This is a genomic window from Bradyrhizobium sp. 179, assembly GCF_023073535.1.
Taxonomy (GTDB): Bacteria; Pseudomonadota; Alphaproteobacteria; order Rhizobiales; family Xanthobacteraceae; genus Bradyrhizobium.
Map to the genome: position 1 here is coordinate 14547 of NZ_JADPJR010000104.1, position 15204 is coordinate 29750.

Sequence of the window (15204 nt, forward strand, 5' to 3'; positions counted from 1 at the left end):
GGTTCAACTTTGGGTGTAAATTGTGCCCATGGACGAACGGCGCGACAAGGCGAGACATCGCGTGCTGAAGGCCGGGACGATCGAGTTCGGCGGCGGCGCGATCGACTGCACCATCCGCAATCTGTCCGACACCGGCGCAGCCCTCGACGTCACCAGCCCAGTCGGCATCCCCGAACATTTCACCCTGTTCGTCCAGGCCGACGGGACGCATCGATCGTGCACCGTGGTCTGGCGCAAGGAAAAGCGGATCGGGGTGAGGTTCGGGTGAAGGTTTTGCGTTTGGCCTGCGCCGGGACGAGTGGGTGCGGCGTCCCGCGCTCGGTGCATACAATTGCGCGCCCTCACGCCGCCGCCTGTTCGCCCCGCCGGCTCGCCAAAATCTTGTCGATCCGTCGTCCGTCGAGATCGACCACCTCCATGTGCCAGCCGGCGAAATCGAAGGCGTCGCCGACGTTGGGCAGCATGCTGAACTGTTGCAGCACGAGGCCTGCCACCGTGTTGTAGCGATGTGGCGGCAGCTCGATGCCGAGCAGTTCGCCGAACTCGTCAACCGGCATCCAGCCGGAGATCAGGAGCGAGTCGTCGTCGCGCCTGATAAAGGCCGGCTCGGGCGGTCCTTCCTCGGAATGGAAGGCGCCGACGATCGACTCGAGGATATCGGCGGCCGTCACCATGCCTTCGAAGGCGCCGTATTCGTCGTAGACGAAACCGACGTGAACCGGCGCAGCTTTCAGGATGGCCAGCACGTCGCGGGCATCGGCCGAGGCCGGAATGCCCGGCGCCTCGCGCACCAGCGCGCGCAGATCCGGCGTGCGCTCGTTCATATAAGCGATCAGCAGGTCCTTGGCCTGGAGCACGCCGATCGGCTTGTCGCGATCGCCGTCCGAAACGGGGAAACGCGAATGCGGGCTCTTCGCGATGATCTCGTGAATGGTCTTCACATCGTCGTTCAGGTCGATCTCGTCCACCTCGGTGCGCGGCGTCATGACCGCGCCGACTGGCCGATCGCCGAGCCGCATCACGCCCGCGATCATCTCCTTCTCGCCGGGCTCGAGCACGCCGGCGCTTTCGGCCTCGCTGACGAGGTGATGGATTTCGTCCTCCGAGACCTTTTCCTCGGCTCTGCCGCCGCGACCGAGCAGCGCGAGGATCACCTTGCCCGAGACATCGAGCAGGACGACGAGCGGCAGCGAGATCCGCGCCAGCAGGTGCATCGCGGGCGCGACCCTGACGGCGATGCTCTCGGGGTCGCGCAGTGCCACCTGCTTCGGCACCAGTTCGCCGACGATCAGGGTGGCGTAGGTGATGAGCGTGACGACCATGCCGACGCCGACGATGTCGGCAATGCCTGGGGACATACCGAGCTCGAGCAGCCATTGCGTCAGCCGCTGCCCGAGCGTCGCGCCGGAGAATGCGCCGGAAAGCACGCCGACCAGCGTGATGCCGATCTGCACCGTCGAGAGGAATTTGCCTGGATCGGCCGCCAGCGTCAGCGCCCGCTCGGCGCCGCGCACGCCCTTGGCGGCGAGCAGCGACAGCCGCGCCGGGCGGGACGACACGACGGCGAGTTCGGACATGGACAGCAGGCCGTTGATGACGATCAGGACGACGACGATGACGAGTTCGAGCGAGAGCATTGATGTTCCGCGGTAAGCGACTGTGGCTGGGCGCCCAGGCCTTGATATAGGTATTCAGCGAGACACAATCCCGCCGCATCTGGCGCCTCGGGAACCGCATGATCGATGGTTCCTGCGCGCCGGCGAGGCCGGCCGCGGCTTCGCCGTCGCCTCCGAACAACTCTTCCCGCTCGGAAATCGTATTTGAAAAGCGAATCCCTGCGCGTCTCGAAGGACTACGCGCGCATTCATCCCGCCCGAGCTGCGTTCAGAACTCGCCGTGCAGCCGTCCCGAAAACACCGACACCGGTCCGCGGTCGGCGTTGTAGGCGGGATTGACGATGAGCTGGTAGTCGGCTGTGAGGGTGAGGTTTTTGTTCAGCGCGTAGGCGTAATACGTCTCGAGGATGCGCTCTTTGCGATAGTTCAGCGCCCCGTCGCCGATCAGCACGCCGAGGCCGCCGGCGGCCAGGAAGTCACGATAATCCTGCGAGATCGCGTTGAGCGCGCCGCCGATGCCGATCACGTCGTCAGGCCGGCCCCATTTCGTGCCCTTGATCGACAGTCCGGCGGACAGGCTGCGATGAATGTCGGTGAAGGCCAGCGTTTCGAAACGGCCGTCGTTCCAGCTCCAGCGGCCGAACAGCCCGACATCGTCCGTGATCGCCTGCTCGAGATTGAGCACATAGCCGTACTTTAAACGGCCGCGCCGGGTCTGCGTGATATCGAGATTGAGCGCGGCATTGTCCAGCGTCTCGCGGAAGCTGCCCATGTTCGCGCTGTCGAGCCAGCCCATGGTCCTGAGCTTGCCGGGCTGGCCGAACAGCGAGAAGCGCGTCTCGAGCTCGAGCACGTACTGGCCGCGCTCCCCGACCCTGGTGTCGAAATGATTCGAATTGGACTCGGAGACCATCAGGAAATAGCCGCCACGCAGGGCCCAGTGCTTCTGGTTGAGCTCGGCGGTGACGCCGTAGGTGAGGCCGACCTTGTCGGCGGAATAGTCGAAGGCGCCCGGCGCCCATAGCGACCAGTTCATGAAGTCCTTGCGGGTGTCCTTGGCGTAGGCATTGCCGTCGAACACGTCGATCACCGCGAACTTGCCGGCCTGCAAGGTGAGGCGGGACACGTCGACCTTCTGCCCGAGCTGCAACTGGCCGCTCGCGAGCTCCTCTTGCTCGCCACCGAAGCCGAAGGTCTGGCGCACGAATAGGCGCGAAGTGTTGTAATGCGGATAGGGGAAGTTCGACTTCTGCGCTTCGCCGTTGGGGAAGCCGGCGGCGCCAACGGTGTCGTTCAGTCCAAACCCCTGGAGCAGCTCGGGATTGTAATAGACCTCGCCACCGTCCCAGAGCCGTGCGTTCAGGAACAGGCTGTTGCTCCAGGTCGCCTTGGCCTGCGCCGACGGTGAGAGCGAATTCGGCCCTGTGTAGAGGGCGGGGAACAACGGATAGCCTTGCGGCAGATAGGTGCTCTGGCCGTGAATCTCCCAGCGGTCCGAGTCCGTGTCGGTCAGGGAGCTCTTCGGGACGTAGCTTGGCAGGCCCTCCCAATCGACCTTGCGGTTGAGGCCGAGCCTGATCTGCTGGAAGTCGAGCGACGAGGAGCTGTATTGGGCCCCCGTCGAGAAGGCGACGTTGGCGCCGTCGAAGCGGCTGTAGAGATATTCGAGCCGCGCACTCCAATGGGGCGCAAAGCCGTATTCGATGCCGGCGCCTGCGACCCAGCCGGGCCGCGTGTTCAGGATTTTTGGGATTTCGGCACCGGAAGCCGGCGCGTCGAAATAGCGCTCGCCCATCCAGGCAAAGCCGCCGGTGACGTAGAGCAGCCACGGACCGCTGGTGTAGCCGACGCGGCCGCGCAGGCTCGCAGTGTAGTCCCATTGCTGCGTGACGGTGTTGGCGGTCGTCGCCAGGAAGGAGACGATCGAGTTCGAGGTGATGTAGTTGGGAAACGAGAAATCGCCTTCGACGCCCACCAGCCAGCCGGAATTCAGCCGGTAATTGTAGCCGGCCTGGACGCCGCCGATCATGCCGCTGAAGACGCCGCTGTCGTTGAGTGCAGCGCCGTCGTTCAGCGCAAAGTGCGACGAGCCGCGGCCATAGCCGGCATGCGCGCCGATATAGAGCCCCGTCCAGTCATAGACCGCTCTCAGCGCCGAGGCCTTCAGCGGCAGATCGGCCGCGGTGCCAGTGGCGGGAAAAGCCAGCACGCCCGTCGCAATCGCCGCGGCCGTCCGCAAGTACCTGTAACGGTGACCTCTCAACGTCAAAACGCACGCCCCCAAAGGCCAATGTATTCCATTCGCCGCAGCCGACATCCCTGCCGATTCGCAGCGGCCCTGTCATCAGTTCTAATACCCGCGCAATCGCCCGGGATGATCTCGGCTCGACGCCGATTCTTCCCAGGTTTCGCGACCTTCTTTGAACGCTATTGCGATTAATTCGCAATAGCAACTGGTGCGGATTGCCGCAGGTGATGGTTCGCACCTCTGTGTGACGGGGCTGCAACGATTCCAGCGGGCCCAAAAACCAATGACCCTCCTGGCGGGACAGCCCGGCGCGAGGCGCGAGACGGGATGAGGCGCCGCAGCTAACCAAGCGGCCCCTTGGCGAGCCTGTTCACGTCGAAATCATCGACCTCGCCCAGCAATTCGCAAAAGGCGCGGGCGCCCTGGTCAAGGAGCTGTTCGCCTTTGGCCGGATCAGCCAGCGTCGCGTTGCCGACGGCGCCGCTGGGATTGAGATCCTGCGCCTGCCAGGCGAACGGCGCGGGCCGCTGCGTCGACAGAAAGCGATATTGCCGCTCCATTGCGATGCTGCTCGCGGGAAAATCCGCGATCGCATCCGTGCGCACCTGGTGAGGATAGCGCGCCAGCATGATCGAGGTCTCGATCGCGCCGCCGTGGATGCCGTGGCGCACTTCGTCGGCCGGGAACAGTCTGTCGGCGCCCGACAGCCGCGACCACGACGTCGTCACCACGAACATCTTTTGATGCGCGCGAAGATCCTGTGCGACCAGCATCATCGCCGCGCTGTTGCCGCCATGGCTGGTGATGATGACAAGCTTCGTCACGCCGCGCCGCGCGACGTCTTCGCCGATAGCTGTCCATCGCTTCAGCGCAACGTCGGTCGGCAGCGTCTGCGTGCCTGGATAGTCGATATGCTCGGTGGAAATGCCGACCGGTTCAACGGGCAGGAAACTGGCCGGAACGGTTTCGGGCAGCAGCTTGCGCACGCGCGCGAGATAGGCATCCGCAATCAGCACGTCGGTTTCGAGCGGCAGATGCGGGCCGTGCTGCTCGGTCGCCGCCAGCGGCAGCACGGCGATCCAACCCGAGGCCTCGGCCGGGGCAACATCGGCCCAGAGGATCTCGGTCCAGTCGCGGGACGGCATCATTGAGCTTTCCTTGGAGGTTTCTTTGCCCGCATTTGTCACGTAATTTGGGGTATGAGGGGACGCGGGCCCGAACGGCTCGCGTCCCCGAACTTCATGCAGTTTTATCGCGTTGCGTTCACATGAGCCAGACGCGATTGGGCCAGCAACGATCGACGGAGTCCCTTCATGAGCCCCTCTCATCTGCGGCGAGCGTTAACGGCGGGCCTGATGGCCGCTTTGATCGGAAGCGTCCCGGTGGAGGCCGAAACGCTCGACAAGGTCACCTTCGGCACCAATTGGGTCGCCGAGGCCGAGCATGGCGGCTTCTTCCAGGCGGTCGCCGACGGCACCTACAAGCGTTACGGGCTCGACGTCACCATCGTCCCGGGCGGGCCCAACGAGAACAACCGGATGCTGCTGATCGCCGGCAAGATCGATTTCTTCATGGCCGCGAACACGCTGATGTCGTTCGATGCGGTGGCCAACAACGTCCCCGTCGTGACCATCGCCGCGGTCTTCCAGAAGGACCCGCAAGTGATGCTGACGCAGCCCGATGCCAAGATCAGCAAGATCGAGGACCTCAAGCCCCTGACGCTGTTCGTCTCCAAGGAGGGCATGACCAGCTACTTCCAGTGGCTGAAGTCCGAATATGGATTCAGCGAGAAAAATGTCCGCCCCTATAATTTCAATCCTCAGCCCTTCATCGCCAACCCCAAGAGCGCCATGCAGGGCTACGTGACATCCGAGCCCTTCGCGGTCGAGAAGGCGGCCGGCTTCAAGCCCAACGTACTGCTGCTCGCCGATTACGGCTTCAATACCTATTCGACCCTGATCGAAACCCGCCGCGACGTGGTCGAGAAGAAGCCCGATCTGGTGCAGCGCTTCGTCGATGCCTCCATCATCGGCTGGTACAATTACATCTACCGCGACAATTCCGCTGGCAATGCCATGATCAAGAAGCTCAACCCCGAGATGACCGATGATCTGCTCGCCTACTCCGTCGCCAAGATGAAAGAGCACGGCATCGTCGATTCCGGCGACAGCCTGAAGAACGGCATCGGCGCCATGAGCGACGAGCGCTACGCTTCCTTCTTCAACAAGATGGTGAAGGCGGGCGTGGTGAAGCCCGATCTCGACTTCCGCAAGTCCTATACGCTGCGCTTCGTCAACAAGGGCGTCGGCGTCGAGCTGCGCCCGAGCAAGCCGTAACGCATGTTGAGATCTGGCGCAGGCGGCTCGGTGTCCCACACCTCTCCCCGATGGGGAGAGGTGAAAGACGCGGCCCGACCGCGTCTCACAACAGCCTGCGACCAATGCTAGAGAGCTCAACCTCGCCCGCCGTCGAGGCCAGCCTGACGGCGCTCGCCATCAGCCTGCGCGGCGTGACGAAAGCGTATGACAACGGCGTCATGGCGCTCGGCCCGCTCGACCTCGCCGTGCGCAAGGGCGAGTTCATCTCGCTGCTGGGTCCGTCCGGTTGCGGCAAATCGACGGCGCTGCGGCTGATCGCGGGGCTCAGCACGCCCTCTTCTGGAATCGTGCGGGTGGCGCGCCGCGAGGGCGCGCCGCAGCCGGGCCGCGGCATCGGCTTCGTGTTCCAGGAGCCGACCCTGATGCCCTGGACCAGCGTGCGCGAGAACGTGCGGCTACCGCTGAGGCTTGGTCGCGTTCCGAAGGCCGAGGCGTGCGCGCGTGCCGAGGCGGCGCTCGCCAGCGTCGGGCTTGCCGATTTTGCCGATGCCTTTCCGCGCGAGCTCTCCGGCGGCATGAAGATGCGGGTGTCGCTGGCGCGCGCGCTCGTCACCGATCCCGATATCCTGCTAATGGACGAGCCGTTCGCGGCGCTCGACGAGATCACGCGCTTCCGCCTCAACAATGATTTGCTCGCGCTGTGGCGCAGCCTCGGCAAGACCGTCATCTTCGTCACCCATTCGGTGTTCGAATCAGTTTACCTGTCGCAGCGCGTGGTGGTGATGACGGCGCGGCCCGGCCGCATCCAGGCCGACCTCCGCATCGAGACGGTCGAGCCGCGGGGCGAGGAGTTTCGTACTTCAGTCGCCTATTCCGATTATTGCCGCAGGGTGTCGGCGACGCTGGCGCCGTCCTATGCGGGGCAATCGACGCTATGAACGTGCAAGCTGCCGTCACCGCAAAGCCGTCCGGCGCGCAACGTGCAATGCGCCTCGTGCCGCCCGTCCTCGTGTTCGCGGCCGGCCTTCTCGCCTGGGAACTGGTGGTCCGTATCAAGGAGATTCCGCCCTACGTGCTGCCGGCGCCCTCCGTCATCTTTCTGACGCTGATCAAGGACTGGGCGGTGCTGTCGCAGTCGCTCGCCACCACGCTTCTGACCACGCTCGAAGGTTTTGTGGCGGCGAGCATCGGCGGCATCGGGCTGGCGCTCTTGTTCAACCAGTCGAAATGGGTGGAATATTCGCTGTTCCCCTATGCCATCGTGCTCCAGGTGACGCCGGTCATCGCGATTGCACCGCTCTTGCTGATCTATCTGGAGCAGCAGACCGCGGTGGTGGTCTGCGCCTTCATCGTCGCCTTTTTCCCGGTGCTGTCCAACACCACGCTCGGGCTCAATTCGGTCGACCGCAATCTCGCCGGCCTGTTCCAGCTCTATGGCGCATCAAAGCCGCAGGCGCTGCGCTTTCTCAAGCTGCCCGCGGCGCTGCCCTACATCCTCGGCGGCTTGCGCATCGCCGGCGGCCTGTCGCTGATCGGCGCGGTCGTGGCCGAGATTGCAGCGGGAACGGCCGGTGCTGGCTCCGGGCTCGCCTACAGGATCGCCGAGTCAGGCTATCGATTGAACATACCCCGCATGTTCGCTGCGCTGCTTTTGTTGTCGCTCGCCGGGATTGTCATCTATGGGGTGCTGGCGCTAGTTTCGCACCTCGTTTTACGCCGCTGGCATGAGAGCGCGCTTGGAAAGGAAAACTGATGACCGCCGGTTCAATTTCGTCCGAAAAGATCGATCTTTTGATTTATGGACCAGTGCGGCCGATCCTCGAGAACGGGTTTTCCGACCATTTCGTCGTGCACAAGGCCGAGACGCGCGGTGACCTCGAGCGGCTGACGCCGGCGGTCCGCGACAGGATCCGCGGCGTCGCCGTGACTTATCACACCGTGCGCGCCGACAAGGATTCACTGTCGCAGCTGCCGAAGCTGGAAATGGTGGCGAGCTTCGGCGTCGGCTACGATCACATCGACGCCAAATACGCGGCCGAGCACAATATCATCGTCACCAACACGCCCGATGTCCTCACCGAGGAGGTCGCCGACGTTGCGATGGGCCTTCTCATCTCCACACTGCGCGAGTTCATCAAGGCCGATCGCTACGTCCGCTCCGGACTGTGGCAGACGCAGAACTATCCGCTCAGCGTCGGCTCGCTGCGTGACCGCAAGGTCGGCATCGTCGGCATGGGCCGGATCGGCCAGGCCATCGCGCGCCGGCTCGATGCTTCGCTGGTGCCTGTGGTTTACCATTCCCGCAACCCATCCAAGAATGTCTCCTACAAGCACTATCCTGATTTGATCGAGATGGCGAAGGCGGTGGACACGCTGATGGTGATCGTGCCCGGCGGCGCCAGCACCGACAAGATGATCAACGCCGAGGTGCTCAAGGCGCTCGGCCCGCGCGGCGTGCTCATCAACGTCGCGCGCGGCTCGGTGGTCGACGAGCCGGCGCTGGTTCAGGCGCTGAAATCAGGCAGCATCCTCGCCGCCGGCCTCGACGTGTTCGCGGCGGAGCCGAACGTGCCGGACGAGCTCAAGACCATGCAAAACGTGGTGCTGCTGCCGCATATCGGCTCGGCCTCGGTGGTGACGCGCAACGCGATGGATCAGCTCGTGGTCGACAATCTCAAGGCCTGGTTCGCCGGCAAGGCGCCGCTGACGCCGGTTGCGGAAACGCCGTTTAGGGGGCGCTGATGAGAGCTCTTCGAGGCGTTGCATTGATGATCGCGGCATGTGCTGCCGCGATCGATCCTGCGCACGCGCAGGATGCGGCGACCCTGAAGAAGCAGATGCCCGGGCAGTGGGAGCTCTCGACCACCGAGCGCAACAAGACCTGCGTAATCACCCTCAAGGGCGACGCCAAGGGCCAGGGTTTTAAGCTGGAGCTGGAGCCGGCCTGCAAGACCGCGCTGCCCTTCACCAAGGACATCGTTGCCTGGAACGTCCGGGGTCTCGACATCGTCCGCTTGCAGGACGCCACCGGTGAAGCCGTGATCGACTTTACCGAGGTCGAGGCCGGCATCTTCGAGGGCCTGCGCCAGGGCGAGGGTGTCTACATCCTGCAGGATCTCGCCGCGGCGCGATCGATGGCCAAATCGATGGACCAGATGATTGGTGACTGGTCGATGGTGCGCGGCAACGGCCAGCCGGTGTGTGGGCTGACGCTGACCAACACCGAGGCGGGCGCGGACAATTTCCAGGTCTTCCTCAAGCCGAAATGCGACGCGGCGATCGCGCAATTCAACCCGACGCAATGGCGGCTCGAGCGCGGTCAGATCCTCCTCATGTCGAAATCAGGCGAGGCCTGGCAGTTCGAGGCCGACGACAACGCGCAGTGGCGGCGCGTCCCCGATACCGCCGATCCCTTGCTCATGCTGCGTCAATAGGCAAGCCTTCAGCGCTGCCGAACAACGGGCGTGAACGCGGAACCGGCCGCCAGGGCAGCCGTTGACGAAAGAGCGATTTCGTTGGGAGATCCGCATGGCCAAGCGCATCCTCGCGATCGGCATTGAGCCCGGCAATGCGGATTATAGCGCATTCCCGCAGCTCACGCCCGAACATGTCCGCAGCTACATCGAGGCCCAGCTCCTGCGGCTGCGCGGTCTCGGCTTCGAGGTCACGAGCTGTCTGATCGATCTCGATGCGACTGCGGAGGCTGCCGTAACGGCGGCGCTGCGCGACGAGCGCTTCGACTGCATCGTGATCGGCGCCGGCCTGCGCGAGCCGAAGGAACGGCTGCTGCTGTTCGAGAAGGTGCTCAACCTCGTCCACCGCCTGGCGCCGGAAGCCGCGATCTGCTTCAACACGACGCCGGCCGACACAGTCGAAGCGGTGCAGCGCTGGGTCGAGCCATGAATTGACGTCCCGGCCTGCTAGATCAACCGCATCCCGCGCAGGCTGGCATGCCCGTTCCTGCCGACGATGATGTGGTCGTGCACGGAAATCCCGAGCGGCTTTGCGATATCGATGATCGCTTTCGTCATCTGGATGTCGGCTTGCGAGGGCGAGGGATCGCCTGAGGGATGGTTGTGCACCAGGATCAGCGCGGTTGCCGACAGCTCAAGCGCGCGCTTGATCACCTCGCGGGGATAGACCGGGGTGTGGTCGACGGTCCCGGTCTGCTGCACCTCGTCGGCGATGAGCTGGTTGCGCTTGTCGAGGAAGAGCAGGCGGAATTGCTCCTTGTCGGCGAAGGCCATGCTGGTGCGGCAATAGTCGATCACCTCGTTCCAGGACGACAGCGCGTTGCGGCTGTTGACGTCGCCTTTGGCGACGCGGTGCGCCGCTGCTGCGATCAGCTTGAGCTGGTTGATCGCGGATTCGCCGATGCCCTCGACCTCGCGCAGGCGCGCCACCGGCGCATGCACGACCTCGGCGAACGAACCAAAAGTCTTGATTAAGGTCTTTGCGAGTGGCTTGGTGTCGCGCCGCGGCAGCGCGGCAAACAGCGCCATCTCCAATAGCTCGTAGTCGCTGAGCGCATCCGCGCCCGCGCTGTAGAAGCGCTCGCGCAGCCGCTCGCGATGGCCGTGATAGTGCGGCGTATCCTCAGATTTGCTCTTGTCGTGGTCCGGCTTGGTGGGCATCGGCCGCCAGCATTGCCGCGGAACCGCAGTTTTGCAACCGTCAATTGCGATGGCAAACGCCGTTCATTGTAGGCCGGCGGCCCAAAGCCTCACCCGATCTGCTTCTCGCCGTGCCGCTCCGATAGCGTAAAGATCTCGACACCCGTCGCCGTGACGCCGACCGAATGCTCGAACTGCGCCGACAGCGAGCGGTCGCGGGTGACCGCGGTCCAGCCGTCCGAGAGGATTTTCACATGCGGCTTGCCGAGATTGATCATCGGCTCGATGGTGAAGAACATGCCGGGCTTGAGCTGCACGCCCTCGCCGGGCCGGCCGATATGGATGATGTTCGGCTCGTCGTGGAACATGCGCCCGAGGCCGTGGCCGCAGAAATCGCGCACCACGCTCATGCCCTGCGGCTCGACGAAACTCTGGATGGCGTGGCCGATGTCGCCGGTGGTGGCGCCGGGCTTCACCGCGGCGATGCCGCGCATCATCGCTTCATAGGTGACTTCGATCAGCCGCTCGGCTTTGCGCGCGATCGGGCCGACCGCATACATCCGGCTGGAATCGCCGTACCAGCCGTCGACGATGAAGGTGACGTCGATGTTGACGATGTCGCCTTCCTTCAGCGGGCGGTCGCCGGGCATGCCGTGGCAGACCACGTGGTTGAGGGAGGTGCAGGTCGAGTACCGGTAGCCGCGGTACATCAGCGTCGCCGGATAGGCGTTGTGGCTGAAGGCGAAGTCGCGGACGAATTCGTCGATGCGCGAGGTCGGCACGCCGGGCCCGACGATATCGGTGAGCTCGTCGAGGCACTTGGCCACCAGCGCCCCCGCCTTGCGCATGCCGGCAAAGGCGCTCGGCCCATGCAGCTTGATCTGTCCGGTCTTGCGCAGGGAGGTCTCGGTGGCTTCGACGTAACTCATGCGGGCGCGATCTTCCAAAGGGGCTCGATGTCGGCGGAAAGGCCTGATTTCAGGCTCCAATCTAGTGATTGCGGGCCTTCATGCAAGCCAAGCGTGATGTTTGCGCGCGAAAGCGGGCCTAATTCGGGACTTCTACGGCCGTTTCGACCGGCAGGGCGCCGCGCACGCGGATTTCGCGGACGGGATAGGGAACCCGGATGCCCTCGCGCTTGAAGGCGTCCCACAGCGCCAGCATCACGTCGCTCTTGACGTTGTCCATGCCGTCGGGGTCCGCGATCCAGAATGTCAGCGAGAACTTCATGCCGGCCTCGGCGAACTCGGTCAAAATGCTGTTCGGCGGCTTGCCCTTCTGCGCGCGCGGGTGGGCGGCGGCGGTCTCGGCGGCGAGCTTGCAGACGAGGCGCGGGTCGGCGTCGTAATTGGTGCCGAAGGCGATCTTCACCAGCGTGTTCTTGTCGGTGTAGGTCCAGTTCACGACTTTCTGCGTCACCAGATCCTCGTTCGGCACCAGGAATTCGCGCCCGTCGCCGGCCGCGACGGAAATATAGCGCGTCTTCATCGCGCTGATCCGCCCGGTATTGTCGCCGATGGTGACGAGGTCGCCGGGCTTCACCGACTTGTCGGCGAGCAGGATGATGCCGGAAATGAAATTGGCCACGATCTTCTGCAGGCCGATACCGATGCCGACACCGACCGCGCCGGAGAATACCGCGAGCGCCGACAGATCGATCCCGACCGCCCCGAGCGCGATCACGATCGCGACCGCAAGCAGCCCAATGCGGATGATCTTGACCAGCAGCACCTGCACCGACGGCGTCAAATCGGTGGTCGCATTGATCCGGCTCTCGGCGAAATTGCTCGCGATGTTGGTCAGCCAGAGCGCGATCAGCAGCAGCGCGCCGGCCTTGAGCGCCAAGAGCGGGGTCAGGCGCAGGCCGCCGAGCACGATCGCGAAGGAATCGAGCAGCTCGACGGTCGCATCGAGCTGGCCGAGGATGGAGAGGGCGGCGATGAACCACGCCGTGATCGACACCAGCTTGACGATGAAGGCGTTGCGCAGCACCGAAGTGAGGAGCCGGATCACCAGCCACGCCAGTCCGAGCTTGGCCGCGACCATCAACAGGTAGCTGCGGCTCGGCCAGGTCGCGTGGTACATCACCACGCGCGAAATGATCACGAGCAGGGTGAAAACCGCGGTCGAGGCGCTCGCGACCATCACCCGGACGAAGTGCCGGAGCGGCAGCGGCCAGCGCATCGCCAGCGACGTCATGTCGAGGCGGCTGCGAATGGCGGCCTCCGCGGCATAGGCGATGCCGGCGGCGGCCAGGATGAGACCGAATTGCAGGTAGAACCAGGGTGAGGAGATTTCCGCCCCGACGCTGCGCCCGGTCGTCTGCACGAACTCCATGAAGTCCTTGAGGTCCATGTCCATCGGGTCGGTCTCGTCGGGAAAGCGGGCGGGAGGATTCTGATTCGAGGGCGCCGCAGAATCCCACAAAGGGCACGGCCGGACCATCGATACACCGCGAAGTGATGCGCGTTAAGGCCGCAAAATGCGGGCAGATTGCCGCGAGCGGGAGAAAATAGGTTGGCGCGCGAGTCCGCCGACGATAAGGATGCAAATCCAGCGATTTTTACCCGGAAGGTGGATGGCCTCCCTCGACTCCGTCAGCCTCGCCATATTGCTCGGCGCTGTTCTCGTCATGGCCGGCATCCTCTCGAGCCTGCTCGCGCTGCGCTTTGGCGCGCCATTGCTGCTTGTCTTCCTTGCGATCGGCATGCTCGCCGGCGATTCCGGGCCCGGGCAGCTCCAGTTCGACGACGTCCGCACCACCTATCTGGTCGGCTCGGTCGCGCTCGCCCTGATCCTGTTCGACGGCGGCTTGCGGACGCGCTTTGCCAGCATCCGCACCGTGCTCGCGCCCTCAGTGGTGCTGGCGACCATCGGCGTGCTGCTGACGGCGCTGATCACGGCGCCATTCGCGAAATACGCGCTCGATCTCAACTGGTCGGAATCGCTGCTGGTCGGCGCTGTGGTCGCCTCGACCGACGCCGCCGCGGTTTTTCTGCTGGTGCACACCCAGGGCCTGCGCCTGCGCCCGCGCGTCGGCGCGACGCTGGAGGCGGAATCCGGCACCAACGATCCGTTTGCGATCTTCCTCACGCTCATGCTGGTCGAGTACATCTCGCTCGGCTCGAGCTCGCCCGGCCATGTGCTGATGGAGTTCGTCCAGGAGGCGGTGCTGGGTGCCGTCGTCGGCGTGATCGGTGGACGCCTGGTCGTCATCGCGCTCAACCAGGTGGCGCTGCCGCAGGGCCTCCATGCGCCGTTCGTGACGACCGGCGCGCTCGTCATCTTCGGCGGCTCGCAGATCATGCACGCTTCCGGTTTTCTTGCGGTCTATCTCGCCGGAATAATTATCGGCAACCGGCCGACGCGCGCGCATAATTCGGTGGTGGCCTTCCTGGACGCCGCGACCTGGCTGGCGCAGATCGTGATGTTCGTGCTGCTCGGCCTCTTGGTCTCGCCGAGCCGGCTTGGCGCCAGCGTGCTGCCGGCCGTCGGCGTCGCGCTCGTCTTGATGCTGGTCGCGCGGCCGCTCGCCGTGTTCCTGTGCTTGGCGCCGTTCCGCTTCAACTGGCGCGAGAAGGTCTTCATCGCCTGGACCGGCCTGCGCGGCGCGGTCGCGATCTTCCTGGCCTCGATCCCGATGCTGGTCGGCCTGTCCAAGGCGTATCTCTATTTCGACGTCGCTTTCGTCGTCGTCATCATCTCGCTGCTGCTGCAAGGCTGGACGCTGGCGCCCGCCGCGCGCAAGCTGCACGTGGCGCTGCCGCGCGCCGAGCGCGGGCCGCGCCGCGTCGAACTCGATCTGCCGGGCCAGCTCGAGCAGCAGCTGGTCGGCTATCCGGTGCGGCCGAAGAGCCTGTATTTCCGCCGCGGCCTGATTCCATCCTGGTCCAAGCCGACGCTCGTCATCCGCAACGAGAATATCCTGACGCCGGTGGAGGCCGATCCAATCGCGCCCGGCGATTACATTTACCTGCTGGCGCCGCCGGAAAAGGCGGAGGCACTCGACCGCTTCTTCGTCGACATGCAGCCGAGCTCGGCGCCCGATCCGCATCTGCTCGGCGACTTCATGGTCTCGGGCGAGCACACGCTCGCCGAGCTCGCCGAGATCTACGGCGTGAAGGTCGACAAGGAGGAAAGCAAGCTGACGCTGGCCGATTATTTCGACGTTCATCTCGATCACGCGCCAAAAGAGGGCGCCGAGCTTGCGCTGGATACGATTGTGCTGGTCGCGCGCTCGATCTCCGGCGGCCGCGTCAACGTCGTCGGCCTGCGCCTGCCGGAAGAGGACGAGACCCCGGCGCCGCCGACCCGTGCGCAGGCGCTACGGCGCAAGCTCGCCGACGTCTGGGCGTCGGTGGCGGGGGTTTGACTTGGCTGTCGTCCCGGCTTTTGCCAGGACAATCACG

14 protein-coding genes are annotated in these 15204 nt (G+C 64.6%); 8 read left to right on the forward strand and 6 right to left on the reverse strand.

Translation table 11 applies throughout. The features are described 5' to 3' along the window. Nucleotides 1-28 precede the first annotated feature (28 nt). Entirely contained in the window at nt 29-268 is a 240-nt protein-coding gene (locus IVB12_RS23935) for a PilZ domain-containing protein (RefSeq protein WP_247302871.1), read from the forward strand. A gap of 73 nt (nt 269-341) precedes the next feature. Here the strand turns inward: IVB12_RS23935 and IVB12_RS23940 are convergent, their stop codons facing one another. From IVB12_RS23940 to IVB12_RS23950, 3 genes are all read right to left on the reverse strand, one after another. After that, a complete protein-coding gene (locus IVB12_RS23940; RefSeq protein ID WP_247302666.1) occupies nt 342-1637 on the reverse strand; it encodes a hemolysin family protein in 1296 nt (431 codons plus the stop codon). 247 nt (nt 1638-1884) lie between these two features. Beyond that, nucleotides 1885-3855, reverse strand: a complete 1971-nt coding sequence (locus tag IVB12_RS23945; protein WP_247302668.1) for a carbohydrate porin — start codon at nt 3853-3855, stop codon at nt 1885-1887. 350 nt (nt 3856-4205) lie between these two features. Beyond that, nucleotides 4206-5012, reverse strand: coding sequence for a creatininase family protein (locus IVB12_RS23950; protein WP_247302670.1), 807 nt, complete (start codon nt 5010-5012; stop codon nt 4206-4208). Between the two features lie 165 nt (nt 5013-5177). On the opposite strand from IVB12_RS23950, the gene IVB12_RS23955 reads away from it, so the two are divergent. The 6 genes from IVB12_RS23955 (at nt 5178) to IVB12_RS23980 (ending at nt 10085) form a co-directional block, all read left to right on the forward strand. Then, nucleotides 5178-6200 carry an ABC transporter substrate-binding protein gene (locus IVB12_RS23955; RefSeq protein WP_247302672.1) on the forward strand — a complete coding sequence of 341 codons (1023 nt, stop codon included), beginning with the start codon at nt 5178-5180 and terminating at the stop codon, nt 6198-6200. A gap of 104 nt (nt 6201-6304) precedes the next feature. Then, nucleotides 6305-7120 (forward strand): ABC transporter ATP-binding protein, encoded by an 816-nt coding sequence (locus tag IVB12_RS23960; RefSeq protein WP_247302674.1) that lies wholly within the window; start codon nt 6305-6307, stop codon nt 7118-7120. Then, nucleotides 7117-7935 carry an ABC transporter permease gene (locus tag IVB12_RS23965; RefSeq protein WP_247302676.1) on the forward strand — a complete coding sequence of 273 codons (819 nt, stop codon included), beginning with the start codon at nt 7117-7119 and terminating at the stop codon, nt 7933-7935. Before IVB12_RS23960 ends, IVB12_RS23965 begins: the two co-directional genes overlap by 4 nt. Beyond that, nucleotides 7935-8924, forward strand: coding sequence for a 2-hydroxyacid dehydrogenase (locus IVB12_RS23970; protein WP_247302678.1), 990 nt, complete (start codon nt 7935-7937; stop codon nt 8922-8924). The genes IVB12_RS23965 and IVB12_RS23970 overlap by 1 nt, the downstream gene beginning before the upstream one ends. Then, entirely contained in the window at nt 8924-9616 is a 693-nt protein-coding gene (locus IVB12_RS23975) for an AprI/Inh family metalloprotease inhibitor (protein WP_247302680.1), read from the forward strand. The genes IVB12_RS23970 and IVB12_RS23975 overlap by 1 nt, the downstream gene beginning before the upstream one ends. A gap of 94 nt (nt 9617-9710) precedes the next feature. Continuing rightward, nucleotides 9711-10085: a hypothetical protein gene (locus tag IVB12_RS23980; protein ID WP_247276373.1), complete on the forward strand. Its 375-nt coding sequence runs from the start codon at nt 9711-9713 to the stop codon at nt 10083-10085. Nucleotides 10086-10102: 17 nt separating this feature from the next. On the opposite strand, the gene radC is transcribed toward IVB12_RS23980, so the two are convergent. The 3 genes from radC to IVB12_RS23995 all read right to left on the reverse strand — a co-directional run bounded on the left by radC (nt 10103) and on the right by IVB12_RS23995 (nt 13156). Further along, nucleotides 10103-10816, reverse strand: a complete 714-nt coding sequence (gene radC / locus IVB12_RS23985) for a DNA repair protein RadC (protein ID WP_247302681.1) — start codon at nt 10814-10816, stop codon at nt 10103-10105. Nucleotides 10817-10905: 89 nt separating this feature from the next. Further along, nucleotides 10906-11724 carry a type I methionyl aminopeptidase gene (gene map / locus IVB12_RS23990; protein ID WP_247302683.1) on the reverse strand — a complete coding sequence of 273 codons (819 nt, stop codon included), beginning with the start codon at nt 11722-11724 and terminating at the stop codon, nt 10906-10908. Nucleotides 11725-11842: 118 nt separating this feature from the next. Continuing rightward, the gene (locus IVB12_RS23995; protein WP_247302685.1) at nt 11843-13156 is read right to left on the reverse strand and encodes a mechanosensitive ion channel domain-containing protein; all 1314 of its coding nucleotides are present in this window, start codon (nt 13154-13156) and stop codon (nt 11843-11845) included. 217 nt (nt 13157-13373) lie between these two features. Between IVB12_RS23995 and IVB12_RS24000 the strand changes: the two genes are divergently transcribed. Continuing rightward, complete coding sequence (locus IVB12_RS24000) at nt 13374-15167, forward strand: potassium/proton antiporter (protein ID WP_247302687.1); 1794 nt, start codon at nt 13374-13376, stop codon at nt 15165-15167. Nucleotides 15168-15204 lie beyond the last annotated feature (37 nt).

Bases quoted from the DNA above. Each gene is read 5' to 3' on its own strand.
- IVB12_RS23935 (WP_247302871.1), top strand. From the start codon at position 29: ATGGACGAACGGCGCGACAAGGCGAGACATCGCGTGCTGAAGGCCGGG.
- IVB12_RS23940 (WP_247302666.1), bottom strand. From the start codon at position 1,637: ATGCTCTCGCTCGAACTCGTCATCGTCGTCGTCCTGATCGTCATCAAC.
- IVB12_RS23950 (WP_247302670.1), bottom strand. From the start codon at position 5,012: ATGATGCCGTCCCGCGACTGGACCGAGATCCTCTGGGCCGATGTTGCC.
- IVB12_RS23955 (WP_247302672.1), top strand. From the start codon at position 5,178: ATGAGCCCCTCTCATCTGCGGCGAGCGTTAACGGCGGGCCTGATGGCC.
- IVB12_RS23960 (WP_247302674.1), top strand. From the start codon at position 6,305: ATGCTAGAGAGCTCAACCTCGCCCGCCGTCGAGGCCAGCCTGACGGCG.
- IVB12_RS23965 (WP_247302676.1), top strand. From the start codon at position 7,117: ATGAACGTGCAAGCTGCCGTCACCGCAAAGCCGTCCGGCGCGCAACGT.
- IVB12_RS23970 (WP_247302678.1), top strand. From the start codon at position 7,935: ATGACCGCCGGTTCAATTTCGTCCGAAAAGATCGATCTTTTGATTTAT.
- IVB12_RS23975 (WP_247302680.1), top strand. From the start codon at position 8,924: ATGAGAGCTCTTCGAGGCGTTGCATTGATGATCGCGGCATGTGCTGCC.
- IVB12_RS23980 (WP_247276373.1), top strand. From the start codon at position 9,711: ATGGCCAAGCGCATCCTCGCGATCGGCATTGAGCCCGGCAATGCGGAT.
- radC (WP_247302681.1), bottom strand. From the start codon at position 10,816: ATGCCCACCAAGCCGGACCACGACAAGAGCAAATCTGAGGATACGCCG.
- map (WP_247302683.1), bottom strand. From the start codon at position 11,724: ATGAGTTACGTCGAAGCCACCGAGACCTCCCTGCGCAAGACCGGACAG.
- IVB12_RS23995 (WP_247302685.1), bottom strand. From the start codon at position 13,156: ATGGACATGGACCTCAAGGACTTCATGGAGTTCGTGCAGACGACCGGG.
- IVB12_RS24000 (WP_247302687.1), top strand. From the start codon at position 13,374: ATGGCCTCCCTCGACTCCGTCAGCCTCGCCATATTGCTCGGCGCTGTT.